This window comes from Rothia sp. 27098_8_161 (genome assembly GCF_041432905.1).
Classification (GTDB): Bacteria; Actinomycetota; Actinomycetes; order Actinomycetales; family Micrococcaceae; genus Rothia.
In genome coordinates, this window is sequence record NZ_JAPWAL010000018.1 from 24,708 (window position 1) to 43,218 (window position 18,511).

Consider the following 18,511-nt stretch of genomic DNA (forward strand, 5'->3'; position numbering starts at 1 on the left):
CATAGTGATGTCAGATACGTCATTATGTGACGTGGGAATGCATTCATCATAAAGCTTATGAGGAATAAGAAATTTCACGCACATCTCCTACACGAACACCGAAATTCGGAAGGAAACGCAAGGAGAATTACAATGACAAAAATTCTAAGAGGTGCTTTTAAAGCACTGGTTGGCTCTGGAACTGCTGTTGCTCTCGTTTTGGGGTCAGGAGGTGTCACTGGAACGGCATATGCTGCTAATCTTGGTGGCAACAGCAAATTTTACGAAAGCGGCAGTGCAGTAATGCCTGAAGCTAACGTTGCGAAATTGGCTGAAGACTTGGAAAAGCTCTTCACCAGGTATATACCTCAAGTTGATGGGAAATACGTTGCAAACGAAGATGCCATCATTGAAGATGGTTATGCGGATCAACTTGAAGATTTTCGTACAGTTGCAGCAGCTTTCAACGATACTTCAAATCGATCAGGTGCAGTGTTCTCTGCTGGACCCGAAGGGAGTAGGGGCGTAGCAACTACTAACAGCGCAGGCAGTTATGCAAAATGCGTGGTTCTTAATGCGTTAGGTATTCCTGCGACTGCTTTCACGTATGGGACTTGGACTGTACTCACAACCGCAATTTCTGCTTGGAATTGGGGGCTAGCTGCTTCCACGATTGCAAGAGCTTTAGGGCCAGCATTTGTTGGTGGTTTTGGAAAAGCCCTTGGAGGTCCGGCAGTAATTGCCGCTGCGCTAGCTGTTCCAGCAGTGTCCTGCACTCTCACTCTTTAACCTGGGAGAGGTCCAATGCGTACGAAGAATATATTTACACTAGGATTTTTTCTCACTATTGTTCCGGTGTTCTGGGTGATTATCTCATTTGCCAGAGACGGGGAGTTCTTTAATCCAGTATCAATTCTAAGTGCAATTTTAGGAGGTCTTTTGGTCACTTTTGCAGCCAGAAGGACGCTTGAGAGTGATTCAAAGTTCCCTAAGGGACCCCCTAAAGGACCTAGTGTGTAAAACATCGCTTAGAAGTTTCTAAGTGGTCAACGAGATGTGGTAGCAGTTTTAAAACTGCTGCCACATCTTGCTGTATATAAAGGTAATATATGAGTCTTTTATCTTGGTTTGGTCTTAAAACACCTGCTCCATCAGCACCACAGAACACCTGGTCTTTGACGAACACCGCGTTCCCCGCATCTCCACGATCTCCCAGCCGTCCGCTATCCCGTATGGGGTGCGGCGGTGATTATCGGTTCCAATCCAGAGGAAGAACCGTGGTAGGTTTCTACCACCCGGCAGGACGCCCCACGGCGTCACCTGCCGGGTATTTTTATACCCAATTGGTCGGTCCTGTATTGCCGGTCCGTTCTGGGGTGTACCGGCGTGCCCGAGGGCGCTCAGGTGACCGCATTGTAATGAGAACGCCATCAGAGAAGACGAAAACGCGTCCTATGCCGTAGTATCGAAGGGTAGATACCGTTGTTCGGTATTGATTGTTTATTCAATCTCACCGGCAACGTTAGAGAGCAACCACAGAGCCACCAAACGAGCCACAAAGTAGCCGGTCATATAGCATAGCCGCTCATAGTGACGCCAACGCTACGATACGGTAGCCACACAGCCGCTATGACGACCACTCAAGGACACACCATGGAGAACCAGATTCCCGCCCCCTCCTTCCCGGAGCAGAACAACGCAAACTCCCCGCAGCCGGTACCTGCAGGCGTAGCACCCGCACCCGCCCTGGGCGTGGCACCCGCTAACGTGCGCGACCGGGACGACAGCTACCAGCGCATCCCGGACATCTACCGGGTGCCGGCTGAGCACCGCCGCCCCTACGGTGAGACCACCGGCGACTTCCGCGGCCCCGGCTACTTCTACTCCATCGGTGCGTTCGGTGCCTCCCTGGGTGCCCTGGCCCTGACCCTCTACGCGTGGGTTCAGGTCGCGGCACTCCACACCGAATCGATGGGCAGCTCCGGCGGTTACAGCTCTGCGTATAGCTCCGGCCTGAGCCTGAGCCCCAACATCATGGTGATTGCGCTACTGCTCGTGGGTCTGATCCCGGTGGGCGTCTCGATTTGGCTTGCCATCTACTCGGCGAAGGTGAACGTCGGTCACACCACCAAGTACACCTCGAAGATGACGACCTTCAACATTCTGGCCTACATCATCTCGGGTCTGAGCCTGCTGGGTCTGCTCGGCACCCTCACGATGCTGTCCTAAAACAGGCAACACTTGCTCTCAGCGCGATAACAGCGAGGCGGCGGCTTTCCACTTACCGGAAAGCCGCCGCCTCGCTATATTGTCACCACTACCGGGGAGGGGAGTGCAGACTAGGGTCGGGGTGCGAGCGCCTCCAGCACCTGCTGCTGGACCGCCGCCGTATTACTTGCCACCAGGGACACCGGGTGCACACCGGAGACTGAAAGGCCCGCATGCTTGGGCAAATCACCCTCTAGGGTGGAGGCGACGCCACCAGCCTCACGAATCAGCGGCAGTAGCGCCGCCACCTCGTAGAAAGACAGGGATGCGTCCACGACGGTGTCCACGGCACCCTCAGCGAGCATACACGCCGCCCAGAACGAACCGTACGCACGGGAACGACCCACTGAACCCAGAAGCTGTACAAGCTCCCCAGAGCGGTCCACAGCGCCTTCAGCAGCGGCCTTCCAGGAAGAGAGGTCGGTGTACGCGGCAGACAGCTGATCCAGCTGAGTCAGCGAAGACACCTCAAGACGAGTCGCCTGCGCCAAAGACTTACCCGTATACGCGTCCGAGCCGCGAGCAGCCCACCAGCGGCGACCCAGCGCGGGTGCAGACACCACACCCACCACCGGCTCACCCTGATCCAGCAGAGCAATCAGAGTCGCCCATACCGGTACGCCGCGGCGAAAATTATCCAGCTCAGCAATCGGTGCAATCACCCACTGGCGCGACGCCTGACCGTTATAGCCGGCATGCGTACCGGCAATACCGTCACGAGTACGCACACGCGACAGTTGCGCGTGCAGAAGCTCCTCAACCTCCTGGGCCACACCCGAGGCGTAATCTGCAGGCTCCTGCACCGGTGCCTGCGGCTCTGCGGGCTGCTGATTAGCCTGCTGCCACGGCGCCAACAGTGCCGCAGCCGGTGCCGTTTCGGCGGGCTCCACTACCTCGGATGCGGGGGAGAAGACCGGGCGGTCACGAAAACGCATGGTGCTCACACGATCGACGCTATCGGCAAGAATATGCGCAAGACGCAAATCGTCGGTGTACTGCTGGGGACGGCTCATAGTAATGATCTTCTTCAGTGTTCGGTGATGTAGTCAGCAAAAATGTGTGTGTAGTGCAGGGGAGAGAACCTAGACGAGAGCGCCCAGTTCCTTCTCCGAATCGCCCTCTTCAGGAGTCAACAGCAGCAGCTTACGCAAGGATTCCAGGCGGGCGGGACCGCTCTGACCGGCATGACCGGCAGCAACGTACGCCTCCAGACCGCACTCGGGAGCCTGCGCTGCGTGAGTACACGCCTTCGCACAATCCGCCGCACCCGGCGCCAGATCCACGAACGCCTCCACCACGGTCTCCTGCGGCACATGCGCCAAACCGAAAGAACGAATACCCGGAGTATCAATAATCCAGGTGCCCGGCTCCATCGGATCCCCATTCGCATTCACCGGACGCAACGCCAACGCCGACGAGGAAGTGTGGCGGCCACGGCCCGTCACCGCGTTCACATGGCCGGTTGCACGCTCAGAGCCGGTCAGCGCATTCACCAGGGTCGACTTACCCACACCCGAATGGCCCAGAAGCACCGACACCTGACCCAGCAGCTCCTGCAGAAGCTCCTGAACCGGCGCCGACTCCAAACCGGCAGCGCCCTCCTGACTCGGCGCCAAACCATCCGAAGACGAAGACAGCACAATCTTCAAACCGCTCGCCGCATAGTAATCCAGCAGGTTCTGCGGGTACCGCACATCGGTCTTCGTAATGCACAGAATCGGCTCAATACAGGCATCAAACGCCGCCACCACGGCACGGTCAATGAAGCCGGTGCGCGGCTCCGGGTTCGCCGCAGCAACCACAATCACCAGCTGCTGAGCATTCGCCACGACCACGCGCTCCGACGGGTCGGTGTCATCGGCGCTACGGCGCAGAATCGAGGTGCGCTCGCCCAGACGCACAATGCGCGCCAGGGTATCCTTCGCACCGGAGGTGTCACCCACCAAATCCACAAAGTCACCGGTCACAATCGCGGTGCGGCGCAGCTCCTTAGCGCGCGCCGCAATGAGGGTACGCTCCTTCTCGGTACCCTCATCAACAACGACCGACCAGCGGCCGCGGTCCACCGTAATGACCCTGCCACGAATCGCTTCTTTGAAGGTCGGGCGGTCCTTCGTGCGGGGGCGGGAGCCCTTCTTGTTCGGGCGCACGCGCACATCCGATTCATCCCATTCGGAGAAATCGCGCACGTTCATGCGGGAAGAACCCATTTAGAAGACCTCCTGGTCGGCGGTAACGGTGGAAGCGCCGGTCTGCCATTGCACCAGCATATCCTCCCACATTACGGTAAATTCGGGCATGGTCTTAGCCACGGTGGCCACATTCTGCACCACCACGTTGGGGCGGCGCAGACCAATAATCGCTGCGAAGGTCGCCATACGGTGATCGTCGTAGGTGCGAGCCAGAACCTGTGCAGCCTCAACGGTAGCGGGGATGGGCGCCTTAATCACCAGCGAATCGGCGGTGTCGTGGGCGCTGCCTCCCAGACGGTTAATCTCAGCGGCGAGCGCGGCAAGGCGGTCCGTCTCATGACCGCGCAGATGCGCAATACCGGTCAGCTCCACGCGACCCTTCACGAAAGCACAGGCAGCCGCCATAGTCGGCGCCAACTCACCACCGGCAGACAGGTCAAAGAAGAAATCACCCTCGGGAAGCTGCACCGGACCGGTTACGGTCAGACGGCCCTCAGAGTAGCGAACCTGCGCACCCAGTGCGGGCAGAAGCTCACGCCACATATCGCCCACCTGGGTCGTGCCCGCCGAAGAATCAGCCGCGGGTTCCGGCCAGTGGGGAATAGTTACCGACTCGCCGGTAACCACGGCAGCGGCAAGGAACGGACCGGCATTCGACAGGTCCGGCTCAATGGTCATCTCAAAGCCGGGGAAAGAACCGGGGTGAACCGTCCAACGGTACTCGCCACCTTCTGCTTCGTTGCCTTGGCTCGGGTAGTGCTCCTGAACCTCGATGCCCATCTGACGCAGTGCCTCCACGGTCATCTGAATGTGCGGGATGGACGGCACCGAAGAGCCCTCGTGCACCAGCACCATGCCCTGCGGCAGGCGAGGGGCCATCAACAGCAGAGCCGAAACGAACTGAGACGAGGTCGAAGCATCAATACGAACCACAGGCGCCTCAGAGACACCCTCCGCGCTCGCCAGACCGGGGGAGCGTAGCACGAAGGGCAGAGCGTTCTCGCCCTGCTCATAATCCACCTGCACACCCAGCTGACGCAGACCCTCTAGGGCAGGACCCATCGGACGCTGACGGGCATGCGGGTCACCGTCAAAAGCAAACTCACCCGGCAGCAGTGCCGCCAGAGCGGGTACAAAACGCATCACGGTACCGGCAAGACCGCACTCAATCGACACCGCCTGCGGCTGTATGGAATCTGCCTGCGCAAAGTTGAGGGGAGTGACCTTGATATCCGGACCAAACGGCGAATCGGTCGGCACCAGCTCAATACCCGCACCCAGCTGACGCAGCGCCTCAATCATCAGCGCCGAATCGCGCGAATGTAGAGGCGCACGCAAATACGAAGGGGAATCGGCCAAAGCAGCAAGCAGCAGATAACGGTTCGTGAGCGACTTAGAACCCGGAATATGCACCAGCGCATTCTTGCCAGCGGTTTCGCTGGAGGCGGGCACCAGGGGAGCGGGCCAATCGCCGGGGGAAAGTTGCACTGCTGCGTCGCTCATACATCCTCTTCTGGTTCAAATCATGGGGGCGCAGACTCAGAGACGCTGCGCCCGTTGACGTCTACCACTATTCTACCGGTTGAGGGTTTGCGAGCCGCTGAGGGCTCCAACGCTGAGATATGCGGCCCGAACGAACCAGGTAACACGAGCTAGACAGCGTGAACCAACCAATACGCGTAAAGGCGGCGCACCGTCATTGGTGCACCACCTTTACTCATCATTCGATTTCTCTACCTCAGCGGGACAACAACTTGGGGCAGTTTAGAGGTTTGCTTTGGCGCAGAAATTCTGCACATCCTGCAACAGTCTCACCTTCAACTGCTCGGGCGCCTGCTGAGCGCACGAAGAACGCATCTTCTCACGCACCATCAGCTCAAAGTCCTTTACATCCGCGCACTCGGGGCAGGCATTCAGATGCGCCTGAATTGTGTGTAGCTGCTCGGGGCTCAGCTCCCTATCGAGGAATTCGTAGAGGCGCTTGAGGGTCGATGAGCAGGGCAGGCCTCCGCAATCCTCTAGCGGCTCAGAAGCTACGGAAGCTGCAGGGGTTTGGGGGACGGAAAAATTCTTGTCTGTGCTTGACATCGGGGGTTCCTTTCACACGGAAGGTATAAAGCGTTAGGGGAAGTCTAGCCTTAACCTCATGGGGCTATCTCACCGGTAGAAGAACGGAGTTAAGAATCCGCAGGCGCCTCGGAACGAGAGCTCGCCGGCGGAGACTTTACGCCCTTGGCTGTGGTAGCCTTAGCCGGCTGCGCCTTAGCATGTGTCTTCGCTGCTACCTTTGCGATAGTCGAAGGGCGCAGACCATTCTCTCGCGCATAATCGAGTAGCTTTTCACGCAAAATCCGGCGGCCACGATGCAGACGAGACATCACCGTGCCCATGGGGATATCCAGAATCTCCGCAATATCCTTGTACGCGAAACCCTCCACATCGGAGTAGTACACCACCATGCGGAAATCCTCAGACAGCTCGTTCAGAGCCTCACGAACCTCCGTATTCGGCAGGGCGCTCAGCGCCTCCGCCTCAGCAGAACGCAGACCTACCGCATCATGCTCGCCGGCCTGAGCTAGCTGCCAATCCTCCACCGTCTCACCTTGAGACTGCTGCGGCTCACGTTTACGCTTACGGTACAGATTGATGTACGTATTCGTCAGGATGCGGTACAGCCACGCTTTCAGGTTCGTACCCTCGGTGAACTGGTGGTACGAGGCAAAAGCCTTCATATAGGTTTCCTGCACCAAGTCTTCAGCATCGGCAGAGTTGCGGCTCATCCGCAGGGCGGCAGCGTAGAGCTGATCCACATACTGCATAGCATCCGCGGTAAAGCGTTCGCGCAGCTCGCGGGTATCCGCCGCGGTGTTGGTTTCAGCCATGTTTCTCCTCTACAGGAACGCGCCAGGCGTTCACATCCATAACGTAGAATTCTTCTCTTTATTCCGCAGAACACCCACAAACATCTACGGGTAAAGCAAAACCCCGGGTCCGAATAATATCCGAAACGCCGGGGTTTTAAAGTGTATACAAGATACCTTATGCGTTGGGGCGCTTACCGTGGTTTGCGCCGCCCTTACGACGGTCCTTGCGCTTACGACCGCGCTTGCTCATCAGAGCCTCCTTATAGTGTTCATGGATGCACGCCCCACCTTCGCGGTGCGCGCTCCCTATTACCTGCCCTAGCAGAGGCGGCCACCGAAAACCGGTGGCCCACGCTATAAGGGCAACGCCGTCTATTTTTTCATAGAAACGGCATGATTGCATCTTGGAACCGGGATATGAGCTAAAAAACACGAACTTTCTTCGCATCAACTCGCAGTCCCAGCCGGGGGAGCAGGCTCTTAGCCGTGCTCAGGAATGTTCAGCCAGTTGTACCAACCGCGGTGCAGAACCAGCCACGCCATCAGACCGTAACCGGACTGACCCGGGCGACCATCATTTGCAGCAAGATCGTTGCGCCACTGCTCATGGTGAAGCAGCGGGTTGAACGTATCCACGTACACGTGGTTACGGCGGGTCACCACATCCGCGTATGCTGCCGACAGGTCAGCGATACGGCGGTTACGCTCAGCGTCCAGGGTCGGCGGCGGACCAACAACCAGAACCTTAATGTTGTTCTGCGACGCCATGTCCACAATGTTTGCCAGGTTCAAACGCGAACGAGCGCTGGTCAGACCCAAATCAATGTCAAAGGTCGACGGAGCAATAATGAGGCGGTTATCAGCACCGGGAACGAAGCGGCGGCGCGCCTCCTCAAACCAGCGTGCATTCAGCTGCTCGCTACCTTCATTGGGCGCGGCAAGGTTATATGCCGCAATGGATGCAGTGGTCTGCGGGGTGCGCGCCATAACACGGCCAAACCAGCCGAGGGTACGGGGGTCGCCAACACCGGCGAGCAGGTCATCGCCGACTGCCACAATTCGAATATTGCGTTGCTCCACGGAATTCTTTCTTCAGCAGGATGCGCCCGCCGTAGAGGCGGCAAGGCACGTGAGTAATAGTCTTCATATCTAGGATAAGCGCTCTTGAGCCTCTTTTCGAACTTAATATCCTCTCCGGTAAGTATCTGAGACTAAAAACCCGTCTTCGCACCAGAAACATCTGATGGGAAGACGGGTTTTGAAGAGCTAAAACCTTAGCTGCTTAGCCGTAGAAGACCTTAGCCGTAGAAGACCTTAGCCTTCGAAGACCTGGTTGAACAGGGCCTCAGCCTCAGCGGTGTGCAGCTTACCGGTACCAGCAGCCGGGGAAGCCGCAGCAGCACGGGAAGCAAGACGCACGCGGCGGTCCAGCAACGGCAGCAGGTTCACTGCCATGAACGGCCACTGACCCTGGTTAGCGGGCTCGTCCTGAGCCCACACAATGTCGGTAGCGTTCGAGTACAGAGCCAGCTGCTCCTTGATCTCCTGCTCGGGCAGCGGGTACAGCTGCTCCACCGAGACAATAGCGGTCTTGGTGTCGCCGCGGCGCTCGCGCTCTGCCTCCAGATCGTAGTAGAGACGACCGGAAACAAAGACCAGACGCTCAACCTGAGCCGGGTTGATGCCCGAACGGTCACCAATCACCGGCTGGAACGAACCCTCAGTGAAGTCCTCAATCGAGGATGCAGCAGCCTTCAGACGCAACAGCTGCTTGGGGCTGATCACCACCAGCGGCTTGTACGGACGGTGCTGAGCATGACGACGCAGCAGGTGGAAGTGCGAAGCCGGGGTCGACGGACAAGCCACAGTCATGTTGTTTTCAGCGCACAGCTGCAGGTAACGCTCAACACGAGCCGAGGAGTGGTCAGGACCCTGACCCTCGTAGCCGTGAGGAAGCAGCATAACCAGCGAGGAACGCTGACCCCACTTCTGCTCGGAGGAGGACACGAACTCGTCAATGATGGTCTGAGCACCGTTTGCGAAGTCACCGAACTGAGCCTCCCACACCACGAGCGAGTCGGGGCGCTCTACCGAGTAGCCGTACTCGAAGCCGAGAACGCCGTACTCAGAGAGGAAAGAGTTGTAGATACGGAACTTGCCCTGATCCTCAGAGAGGTGCTCCAGCGGCGACCATTCCTCATCAGTGATGTGGTCGTGCAGAACAGCGTGACGCTGAACGAAGGTACCGCGCTGAACATCCTGACCGCTCATACGAACGTCGGTGCCCTCCATCAGCAGCGAACCGAAGGCGAGCAGTTCGCCCATACCCCAGTTCACGTTGCCGCTACGGCCCATCTCAACGCGCTGGTCCATGAGCTTCTTTAGCTTCTTGTGGATGGTGAAGCCCTCGGGAGCCTTACCGAACGCGTCAGCGATGTGCTGCAGAGTGTCGCGGGAGATTGCAGTCTTACCGGAGTGAACGACCTCGGTATTCTGCTGGGATGCGGGCAGTTCCAGACCGGAAACATGTGCGCCAGCAGGAGCCGGTGCCGAAGACTGAGTCTCGACGAAGATAGCGTCCAGCTTCGAGTGGTAGGAGTTCAGAACTTCGTCTGCCTCTTCCTGAGAGACATCGCCACGACCGACCAAATCCTGTGCGTACAGGGTGCGGGTCGAGGGCAGGACGTCAATATCCTGGTACATCTTCGGCTGGGTCATCGACGGATCGTCAGCCTCGTTGTGACCGCGGCGGCGGTAGCAAATCAGGTCAATGACAACGTCGCAACCGAAGCGCTCACGGTACTCGAATGCCAGGCGTGCGGCGCGAACTACAGCATCTGGATCATCAGCGTTGACGTGGAAGACCGGAGCCTTGGTCATACGCGCAATGTCGGAGGCGTGGGTTGCGGTGCGGCCATCGTTCGGCAGGGTAGTGAAGCCAATCTGGTTGTTCACCACAACGTGCAGGGTGCCGCCTGTGGTGTAGGCCTTCAGACCAGCCATCTGCAGGGTCTCCATGACGATGCCCTGGCCCGCGAACGCTGCGTCACCGTGAATCAGGATCGGCAGGACCGGATGGCCTTCAATGCCCTGCTCGCGGTAGACGTCCTGCTTAGCGCGGACGATGCCTTCGAGTACGGTATTTGCAGCCTCAAGGTGCGAGGGGTTAGCAGCCACGTACACCTGGGTCTGCTTACCGGAATCGGAGGTGAAGACACCCTCGGTACCGAGGTGGTACTTCACGTCACCGGAGCCGCCCTCGTAAGGTGCTGCGGTGCCGGAGAACTCACGGAAAATCTGAGCGTAGGACTTACCGGCAATGTTGGTCAGCACGTTCAGGCGACCGCGGTGTGCCATACCAATCGCAACGCCCTTTAGGTCGTTGTTAGCGGCCTTGTCCAGAACAGCGTCCAGCAGCGGAATCAGGGACTCGCCGCCCTCCAGGGAGAAACGCTTCTGGCCCAGGTACTTGGTCTGCAGGAAGTTTTCAAACGCCTCAGCCTCAACCAGCTTGGAAAGAACACGCAACTGCTCCTCACGGGTGGGCTTAGCGGCACCGCGCTCCAGACGTTCCTGGAACCATGCACGAACCTCGGGGCCCTCAGAGTACATGTACTCAACGGACAGAGAACCGGAGTATGCCTCGTGCAGGCGCTCCAGGATGGTGCGCAGCGGCAGACGCTCAGAACCGCCAAAGCCACCGGTCGGGTAGACGCGGTCCAGATCCCACAGGGTCAGACCGTAGTTCTCCAGCTTCAGGTCCGGGTGCGAACGCATCTTGTAACCAACGGGGTTGGTTGCTGCGGTCAGGTGGCCGTGCACACGGTAAGCGTGAATCAGCTGCTGAATACGTGCAACCTTGGAAATTTCCTGAGCGTCATCGACGTGGTTGTCGCGGGCCCAACGAACCGGCTCGAAAGGAACCTTCAGGTCGCGGAAGATTGCATCGTAGAAGTCGTCGCCGCCGAGTAGGTAGTGCTCAACCAGCTTCAGGAACTCACCGGAACCTGCACCCTGAATGACGCGGTGGTCGTAGGTGCTGGTCAGGGTGATGATCTTGGATAGGCCCTGCTGAGTGATGAGCTTCTCGGACAGGCCGCGGAACTCAGCCGGGTACTCCAAAGCACCCACACCAATGATGGCCGCCTGGCCCTTGGAAAGGCGGGGCACCGAGTGGACGGTACCAATACCACCGGGGTTGGTCAGCGAAACAGTCGTGCCGCGGAAGTCCTCAATGGTCAGCGCGCCATTACGGCCACGCTTAACGATGTCGTTGTACGCATCCCAGAACTCGCGGAAGCTCAGCTGTTCAGCACCCTTCAGGTTCGGAACAACCAGGTTGCGGGAACCATCGGGGCGGGGCAGGTCAATAGCCAGACCAAAGTTCACGTGTGCGTTGTGGATTGCAACGGGCTTGCCCTTCTCATCCACACCGTAGGTCACGTTCATCGAAGGCATCGCTGCTACCGCGCGAATTACTGCGTAACCGATGATGTGAGTGAAGGAGACCTTGCCGCCACGGGTACTTGCCAGGTACTTGTTGATGGCAGTGCGGTTCTCAATGAGCAACTTTGCGGGGACCGCACGAACGGTGGTTGCGGTGGGGACAGTCAGCGACTCTTCCATGGTCGTGACGACTGCCTTAGCAGGGCCGCGGAGGGGGACAATCTTGTCTTCAGCAGGTTCCACAGGTTCAGCCTTCTTGGTAACAGCGGGAGGGGTGGGGGTAGCAGGCGCAGCCGCAGGCTTCGGTGCCGCGGGAGCTGGAGGTGTTACAGGTGCAGCAGGTACAGCGGGTGCCGCAGCAGGAGCTGCACTAGTGGTACCGGCGCCTCCCAGCGCCTTATCGATGGTCTCAAAAATGGGCCACCATGAATGGTCCACGAGGTTCTTGTCCTTCTGGTAACGCTCGTACTGTTCTTCAACGAACCATTCGTTACCGGCAAATTCCTCAGGAACCAGATGTTCTGGCAGATTTGGCACGTTATAACGCCTCTTCCAATTAGTGTGAATTTATCCGTCGCGTCCGGGGCTCGCCCGGCATAGACGACCCGCGTCTTCGAGGGGCGAATCATCACGCTGAGCATGTGCGCATCGCCTTTGGTGGCTGTTGTGTGTGCGGGTGTGCACCGTACCAACCTGCCTAGCGTGCCGTGAACGTCGGGGTTCATCCGCTTGCATGGCGGCACACTCATGCTCCTATGTATAAGTGTAAAGAGAAGCACGGTGAACTTTCCAGCTCATCGCGCTATATCCGCAATGCAATTTTTTACTCTTGCTGATTTGCTATGAGCCGTATGCATAACAATCTCAGTCTTGCACTTGTGAGCAGGCGCTCTAAGGCATCTGGAAGAGATGAAACCTTCGCTAAAATATGGGGTATGGATGACCCTTTGAGTAAGACTCTGACTACTAGTCAATGCAGAATACTGCCAGCACACGCTGCGCCCTATGGCATCAGCGCACCCGAAAATAGCCCCTCCTCGGGCGCTCAGCATCTGGACAAGATGCCTGTTGAATCTCTACGCCAGAACCAGCACAGCGCAAATTACCCCGTGGAGGCGGTGACTGCGTGGATCTGATACTCCTACTCATCGGTCTACTCCTCATCCTGGGTACCGGCTTCTTTGTCGCCGTAGAGTTCTCCCTCGTGGCACTCGAAACTGCGACCGTGCAGCAGGCAAAAGACTCCGGCGATAAAGCCGCAGACGCTGTCCTGCGTTGCCTCAAAACCCTCTCCACTCAGCTGTCCAGCTGCCAGATTGGCATCACCATCACCACGCTGCTGACCGGCTACACTCTCGATTCCGCCATCAAGGCGCTCACCACCGGTGTAATCAACAGCATGGGGTTGCCCAGCAGCGTGACCGATATGCTCACCCTGCTGCTGGCAATGCTCGTCGCAACCCTGCTGTCCATGATTATTGGCGAGCTGTTGCCCAAGGGCCTCGCCATTGCTACCCCCTACACCGTGGCACGCCGAGTTGCCCCCGCACAGCTGGCATTCACCCGGGTCATGTCCCCACTCGTGCGCCTCATGAACGGCTCCGCCAACTGGATCCTCGGACGCTTCGGCATGGAAGCCAAAGAAGAGCTCTCCGCGGCACGCACCCCCGAAGAGCTCTCCTCCATGGTGCGCCGCTCCGCAGAAGAAGGCACCCTTGACTCCGACACGGCACGCTTTGTAGACCGCACCCTGCGCTTCTCCGAGCTGACCGCCTCCGAAGTGATGACCTCGCGCGGGCAGGTCGCCATGCTCGAAGACACCGCCCCCGTTACCGAAGTCATCAAGCTGGCACGCTCCACCGGCCACTCCCGATTCCCCCTTTACAAGGGCGACCATGACAACATTGTGGGCGTCGTGCACGTGAAGAAGGCAGTCGGTGTGCCCCCGGAGGTCCGCGAAACCCTTGAAGCCGGCGCCCTCGCAGAAGACGTGCTGCAGGTGCCCGAAACCCTGCACCTGGACGCGCTGCTCACCCGGCTGCGCCAGGGCGCCCTGCAGCTTGCCGTGGTCCTCGACGAATACGGCGGAACCGCGGGCATCGCAACCCTTGAAGACCTCGTCGAAGAAATCGTCGGCGAAGTCTCCGACGAACACGACCGCGGCCGCACCGAACGCCCCCTACGCTACGGCAACGGCGACTGGGTGTTCTCCGGTCTGCGCCGCCCCGACGAAATCAACACCCTTATCCCCGGGCTCGAGGTTGAGGAAAGCCCCGAATATGAAACCGTCGGCGGCTTTATGATGGAACGGCTCGGTCGCATCCCCGAAGTAGGCGACAGCGTCCCCGTACCCGGCGGCACCCTGCGCGTGGACACCCTCGAAGGCCGCCGCGTGGACCGCATCCGATTCACCCCCGCACCTAGTGCGCAGGAACAGACCGAAAAGGGAGGCAAAGCATGAACGACTGGGTAGCCATAGCACTGCTCATCATCCTGCTCGCCGGAAACGCCTTCTTCGTCGCCGGTGAATTCGCCATTATGTCCACCCGACGAGCACAAATCGAACCGCTCGCCGAAGAAGGCAATAAACGAGCGCAGACCGTCATCTACGCGCTAGAAAATGTCTCGCTCATGCTCGCCACCTGCCAGCTGGGCATCACCATCTGCTCCCTGCTGATCCTGAACGTTTCAGAACCGGCGCTGCACCACATGCTGGAGGTGCCCCTGCACCTGGTCGGCTTGCCCCACACAATCGTGGATGTGCTCGCCTTCGGTATCACCCTGATCTTGGTCACTTACCTGCACGTGATTTTCGGCGAGATGGTTCCCAAGAATGCCGCCGTGACCCTCGCCGCCCGCGGTGTGGCTCTCTGGATCGTGCCGACTCTGGTGACCGTCTCCAAAATTTTCGCCCCCGTGGTTGCCCTGCTGAACAATCTGTCCAATAAGCTGTTGGCGCTCATGAAGGTCGAAGCGAAGGACGAAGTCGCCTCCACCTTCACCCTGGGTGAGCTGCAGACCATCGTGGCAACCTCAACCGCGGAAGGCACAGTGGAGGACGACGCAGGCGTGATTGAAAGCGCTCTCGAATTCACCGAGAAGGACGTCTACGAAATCATGGTGCCCGGCGATAAACTCGTCACCCTGCCCTTCGGCAGTACCCCAGCCGAGCTGGAACGTGCCGTGGCACGCAGCGGCTACTCCCGCTTCGTCATTGCCGACAGCGACGGAACTTACATGGGCTACCTGCACGTGAAGGACGCCCTCGCCATCGCCTCCGAACGGTTCGATGAGCCCTTCCCCTGGTACAAGCTGCGTTCCCTGGACACGCTCACCCCGACCACCGATATTGATGACGCGCTCGCCTCCATGCAGCGTAGCCGAACCCATATCGCGCAGGTTATGGATGAGCATGGCGTAACCCTCGGCGTGGTCTTCCTCGAAGATGTGCTGGAGGAGCTCGTCGGCGAAATCAACGACACCACCCAGGACGCGGTGCGTGAGCGTGTGCGCCGACAGCAGTCGCGTAAAGCCCAATAACCGCATCGTGAGATACCCCGAGTAAAACAGGGGAATCTTGAACACACAGCCCGCCCGGCACTCTCGTGAAGAAGAGCGCGGGGTGGGCTGTTTTACTGCCAAAAACGGTTGATGGTGGTACGTAAGAGGTAGTCTCAGGGGGCGGTATGAAGCGGCATTGGGGGAGCGGAATGGGCCTGGCTATATATCCCTGCTCCATAAGCTCCTGACAGAGAAATGAGCCGCCCAACATCACCTCAATGAGACCAATAATGAGACCAATAAAGAGTTGTTTATACGGGTGTGCTCATGATGTAGTTAAGAAACCTACAGAACAGAACGAAGCGAAAGAGAGCCCATATGTCGTACCCGAAGATTACCCGTAAGCACTTCCTCACCGCAATGGGCTCACTCGCTGCATCCTCCCTGCTGCTGGCAGGCTGCGCAACCGAGAACAACACCTCCTCCAGTTCATCCTCCTCGGCTGGTTCCAAAGGCAAGGTCAAGGTTGTCGCCTCCACCGACGTCTACGCAGATATCGCTAAGCAGATTGGCGGCGAATACATTGAGGTGACCGCGCTGATTGCCTCCACCAGCACCGACCCCCACTCCTATGAAGCCACCAGCGCCGACCGCCTTAAGGCAAAGGACGCATCCCTAATCGTCATCAACGGCGCAGGCTACGACCTGTTCCTTGAAGACCTCGCGGGCAAGGATAACACCTCCCAGAAGATTGTGAACGCGGTCAAGATCAGCGGTAAGCTCACCGACGCCGAATACACCCACCTGGTCGAGGACCACCGCGGCGGTGAACATCATGAAGACGGCGACGACCACGCCCACGCACACGAATTCAACGAGCACCTCTGGTACGACTTCGAAACCATGAAGAAAATCGCCCAGCAGATCGCTGAAGAGCTTGCAGGCCTCGACTCCGCACATGCTGAGGTGTTCCGCACCAACGCATCCACCTTCGCCAAGGAACTGGACGCACTGGATGCAGCAGCTAAGGCAATCGCCGGTGAGGGTAAGAAGTACCTGTCCACCGAGCCCGTACCGGACTATCTGATTTCCTCCACCGGCGCAGAGAACGCAACCCCCAGCGAATTCGTTGAGGCGGCCGAAGCCGGCAATGACGTTCCCGCCCTCGTCCTGAAGGAAACCAAGGACATGGTCACCGAGAAGAAGGTCCAGCTACTCGCATACAACGAGCAGACCTCTACCTCCCAGACCAATGAGGTGCTACAGGCAGCTAAGGACGCCTCGGTGAACTACGTATCCTTCACCGAAACCCTGCCGGAGAACACCAACTACCTGGCATGGATGAAGACCAACGTCAGCAACCTCGAAAAGGCGCTCTCCTAAGTGACTGGCAACAATAACGGTGCCACCCCCGCGATTTCTATTCGCGGGGGTAACCTCGCTTTCGGGGCCCGCACCCTCTGGAAAGATCTAACCCTCGACATCGGTGCAGGCGAATACTTCGCCGTGCTCGGACCCAACGGCTCCGGTAAGTCCACCTTCCTCAAAGTCGTTCTCGGTCTGACCGGACTCAACGCCGGCGAAATCTCTGTGCTCGGCAAGCCCGCACGCCTGGGCAACGCCGGAGTCGGCTACGTACCGCAACAGAAGTCCATCCCTACCTCCACCCCGATGCGCGCCCGCGACCTGGTGGGACTTGGCGTGGACGGGCCCCGCTGGGGCATCCGCCTGCACGGCCGAAAATACCGCGCCAAGGTGGACGAGCTCCTCGAAGCCGTCGGCGCGACCGAATACGCGAACGTGCCGGTGGGCCTTCTCTCCGGCGGTGAGCAGCAGCGCCTGCGTATTGCTCAGGCGCTCGCGAACGACCCGAAAATTCTGCTGGCTGACGAGGCACTCCTCTCCCTGGACCTCAACCACCAGTACGCGGTGGCTGAGCTGATTCACCGTTTCAATCGTGAACGCGGCGTGGCGGTAGTGTTCGTGACCCACGAGATTAACCCCATCATTGAGCATGTGGATCGTGTCCTCTACTTGGCGAATGGCCGTTTCACGGTCGGCTCGGTGGAAGAGGTTATGACCAGCGAGACCCTCACTTCCCTGTACGGAACTCCGGTGAGCGTGCTCAAATCCAACGGCCGCTATGTGGTGGTGGGTGAGACTCACGCCAGCGACCACTGCCATCTTGTGGGCACCGACCAGAACATTCATGGCTCTCACCTGAAGTCTGGTCTTTCTGAACCGCAGCGCACCCTACACCTTCCGGGAGGAACCACTCGATGACCATTCTTGCTTTCCTCCCTGCTCTGGCTCCGGTTGCCGTCGCGCAGAATGATTTGCTCTCCCGTATCTTCGTCTTTGACCGCTACGGTGAGCTGCTGCAGATGCTGCAGAACTCTATTTTTGCTGGCGCTGTTCTGGGCCTTATCGGCGGTTTCGTCGGTATTTTCGTGATGATGCGCGACCACGCCTTTGCGGTGCACGGCATCTCTGAAATGTCTTTCGCTGGTGCCGCCCTTGCCCTGTTGCTCGGCTATGACGTGGTGACCGGCTCCATGGTTGGTTCGATTGCCTCGGCTCTGCTGATTGCCTTTTTGGGCTCTAAGGCGAGTAACTCGAACTCGGTGATTGGTGCACTCATGCCGTTCGGCTTGGGCTTGGGTATTCTCTTCCTCTCCCTGTACCAGGGTCGTAGCGCCAATAAGTTTGGTCTGCTGACCGGTCAGATTGTGTCTGTGGATGCTGACCAGCTGCACACCATGATTATTGGTGCGGTGGTTATTATTTCCCTGCTGGTGATGGTGTGGCGTCCGCTGAGCTTCGCCTCCCTGGACCCGGAGGTCGCGCGCGCTAAGGGCGTGCCGATGCGCTTTTTGTCCCTGGTGTTCATGGTGATTCTGGGTATTGCTGTGGCGCTGTCGGTGCAGGTAGTCGGTTCGCTGCTGGTGCTAGCGCTACTGATTACTCCGGCGGCTGCGGCGATGCAGGTGACTGCCTCTCCGGTACGCACCCTGATCCTGTCGGTGCTGTTTGCGGAGGCGTCCATTGTGGGGGGTATTCTGCTGGCTCTTGCCGGTTCCCTGCCCATTAGCCCCTACGTGACCAGTATTTCCTTCCTAATTTATGTGGTGTGCCGTGTGATTGGTGGCGTGAAGCGTCGCCATAGCGCGTCGGGCCGTCAGCTGACTGAGAAGGCATAGAACCTATAAGAAAGAGCCCCGCCTCAGGAATGAGGTGGGGCTCTTTCATTGTCGTGCATGG

At 58.6% G+C, this 18,511-nt stretch carries 15 protein-coding genes; 7 read left to right on the forward strand and 8 right to left on the reverse strand.

Annotated elements, in window-relative coordinates:
- Window positions 1-132 precede the first annotated feature (132 nt).
- Both O3648_RS06790 and O3648_RS06795 read left to right on the forward strand, forming a co-directional pair.
- Window positions 133-768, forward strand: coding sequence for a hypothetical protein (locus O3648_RS06790; protein WP_279755102.1), 636 nt, complete (start codon window positions 133-135; stop codon window positions 766-768).
- An 864-nt stretch (window positions 769-1,632) separates the two neighbouring features.
- Window positions 1,633-2,208 carry a hypothetical protein gene (locus tag O3648_RS06795; protein ID WP_371569229.1) on the forward strand — a complete coding sequence of 192 codons (576 nt, stop codon included), beginning with the start codon at window positions 1,633-1,635 and terminating at the stop codon, window positions 2,206-2,208.
- Window positions 2,209-2,318: 110 nt separating this feature from the next.
- Here the strand turns inward: O3648_RS06795 and O3648_RS06800 are convergent, their stop codons facing one another.
- The 8 genes from O3648_RS06800 to O3648_RS06835 all read right to left on the reverse strand — a co-directional run bounded on the left by O3648_RS06800 (window position 2,319) and on the right by O3648_RS06835 (window position 12,286).
- Window positions 2,319-3,260, reverse strand: coding sequence for an inositol monophosphatase family protein (locus O3648_RS06800; protein WP_279754227.1), 942 nt, complete (start codon window positions 3,258-3,260; stop codon window positions 2,319-2,321).
- A gap of 69 nt (window positions 3,261-3,329) precedes the next feature.
- Window positions 3,330-4,457 (reverse strand): ribosome small subunit-dependent GTPase A, encoded by a 1,128-nt coding sequence (rsgA, locus tag O3648_RS06805; protein WP_279754226.1) that lies wholly within the window; start codon window positions 4,455-4,457, stop codon window positions 3,330-3,332.
- Window positions 4,458-5,942, reverse strand: coding sequence for a 3-phosphoshikimate 1-carboxyvinyltransferase (gene aroA, locus O3648_RS06810; protein WP_279754225.1), 1,485 nt, complete (start codon window positions 5,940-5,942; stop codon window positions 4,458-4,460).
- Window positions 5,943-6,203: 261 nt separating this feature from the next.
- Window positions 6,204-6,527, reverse strand: a complete 324-nt coding sequence (gene rsrA / locus O3648_RS06815; RefSeq protein ID WP_279754224.1) for a mycothiol system anti-sigma-R factor — start codon at window positions 6,525-6,527, stop codon at window positions 6,204-6,206.
- A gap of 89 nt (window positions 6,528-6,616) precedes the next feature.
- Window positions 6,617-7,321: a sigma-70 family RNA polymerase sigma factor gene (locus tag O3648_RS06820; protein ID WP_279754223.1), complete on the reverse strand. Its 705-nt coding sequence runs from the start codon at window positions 7,319-7,321 to the stop codon at window positions 6,617-6,619.
- Window positions 7,322-7,478: 157 nt separating this feature from the next.
- Entirely contained in the window at window positions 7,479-7,553 is a 75-nt protein-coding gene (locus O3648_RS06825; protein ID WP_095343185.1) for a 50S ribosomal protein bL37, read from the reverse strand.
- A 230-nt stretch (window positions 7,554-7,783) separates the two neighbouring features.
- The gene (locus tag O3648_RS06830; protein WP_005505446.1) at window positions 7,784-8,383 is read right to left on the reverse strand and encodes a GDSL-type esterase/lipase family protein; all 600 of its coding nucleotides are present in this window, start codon (window positions 8,381-8,383) and stop codon (window positions 7,784-7,786) included.
- 234 nt (window positions 8,384-8,617) lie between these two features.
- A complete protein-coding gene (locus tag O3648_RS06835; RefSeq protein ID WP_371569234.1) occupies window positions 8,618-12,286 on the reverse strand; it encodes a multifunctional oxoglutarate decarboxylase/oxoglutarate dehydrogenase thiamine pyrophosphate-binding subunit/dihydrolipoyllysine-residue succinyltransferase subunit in 3,669 nt (1,222 codons plus the stop codon).
- A 589-nt stretch (window positions 12,287-12,875) separates the two neighbouring features.
- Here O3648_RS06835 and O3648_RS06840 point away from each other — a divergent pair.
- The 5 genes from O3648_RS06840 (at window position 12,876) to O3648_RS06860 (ending at window position 18,450) form a co-directional block, all read left to right on the forward strand.
- Complete coding sequence (locus O3648_RS06840; protein WP_279788837.1) at window positions 12,876-14,210, forward strand: hemolysin family protein; 1,335 nt, start codon at window positions 12,876-12,878, stop codon at window positions 14,208-14,210.
- On the forward strand, window positions 14,207-15,289 hold the full coding sequence (locus O3648_RS06845) for a hemolysin family protein (protein WP_279754220.1): 1,083 nt from the start codon (window positions 14,207-14,209) through the stop codon (window positions 15,287-15,289). The genes O3648_RS06840 and O3648_RS06845 overlap by 4 nt, the downstream gene beginning before the upstream one ends.
- Before the next feature lie 339 nt (window positions 15,290-15,628).
- The gene (locus O3648_RS06850) at window positions 15,629-16,633 is read left to right on the forward strand and encodes a metal ABC transporter solute-binding protein, Zn/Mn family (protein ID WP_279754219.1); all 1,005 of its coding nucleotides are present in this window, start codon (window positions 15,629-15,631) and stop codon (window positions 16,631-16,633) included.
- Window positions 16,634-17,533, forward strand: a complete 900-nt coding sequence (locus tag O3648_RS06855) for a metal ABC transporter ATP-binding protein (protein ID WP_279740338.1) — start codon at window positions 16,634-16,636, stop codon at window positions 17,531-17,533. It begins immediately after the preceding gene.
- Window positions 17,530-18,450, forward strand: a complete 921-nt coding sequence (locus O3648_RS06860; protein WP_279740337.1) for a metal ABC transporter permease — start codon at window positions 17,530-17,532, stop codon at window positions 18,448-18,450. The genes O3648_RS06855 and O3648_RS06860 overlap by 4 nt, the downstream gene beginning before the upstream one ends.
- Window positions 18,451-18,511: the final 61 nt, after the last annotated feature.

Bases quoted from the DNA above. Each gene is read 5' to 3' on its own strand.
- O3648_RS06800 (WP_279754227.1), bottom strand. From the start codon at position 3,260: ATGAGCCGTCCCCAGCAGTACACCGACGATTTGCGTCTTGCGCATATT.
- O3648_RS06795 (WP_371569229.1), top strand. From the start codon at position 1,633: ATGGAGAACCAGATTCCCGCCCCCTCCTTCCCGGAGCAGAACAACGCA.
- O3648_RS06845 (WP_279754220.1), top strand. From the start codon at position 14,207: ATGAACGACTGGGTAGCCATAGCACTGCTCATCATCCTGCTCGCCGGA.
- rsrA (WP_279754224.1), bottom strand. From the start codon at position 6,527: ATGTCAAGCACAGACAAGAATTTTTCCGTCCCCCAAACCCCTGCAGCT.
- O3648_RS06850 (WP_279754219.1), top strand. From the start codon at position 15,629: ATGTCGTACCCGAAGATTACCCGTAAGCACTTCCTCACCGCAATGGGC.
- O3648_RS06820 (WP_279754223.1), bottom strand. From the start codon at position 7,321: ATGGCTGAAACCAACACCGCGGCGGATACCCGCGAGCTGCGCGAACGC.
- O3648_RS06790 (WP_279755102.1), top strand. From the start codon at position 133: ATGACAAAAATTCTAAGAGGTGCTTTTAAAGCACTGGTTGGCTCTGGA.
- O3648_RS06860 (WP_279740337.1), top strand. From the start codon at position 17,530: ATGACCATTCTTGCTTTCCTCCCTGCTCTGGCTCCGGTTGCCGTCGCG.
- aroA (WP_279754225.1), bottom strand. From the start codon at position 5,942: ATGAGCGACGCAGCAGTGCAACTTTCCCCCGGCGATTGGCCCGCTCCC.
- rsgA (WP_279754226.1), bottom strand. From the start codon at position 4,457: ATGGGTTCTTCCCGCATGAACGTGCGCGATTTCTCCGAATGGGATGAA.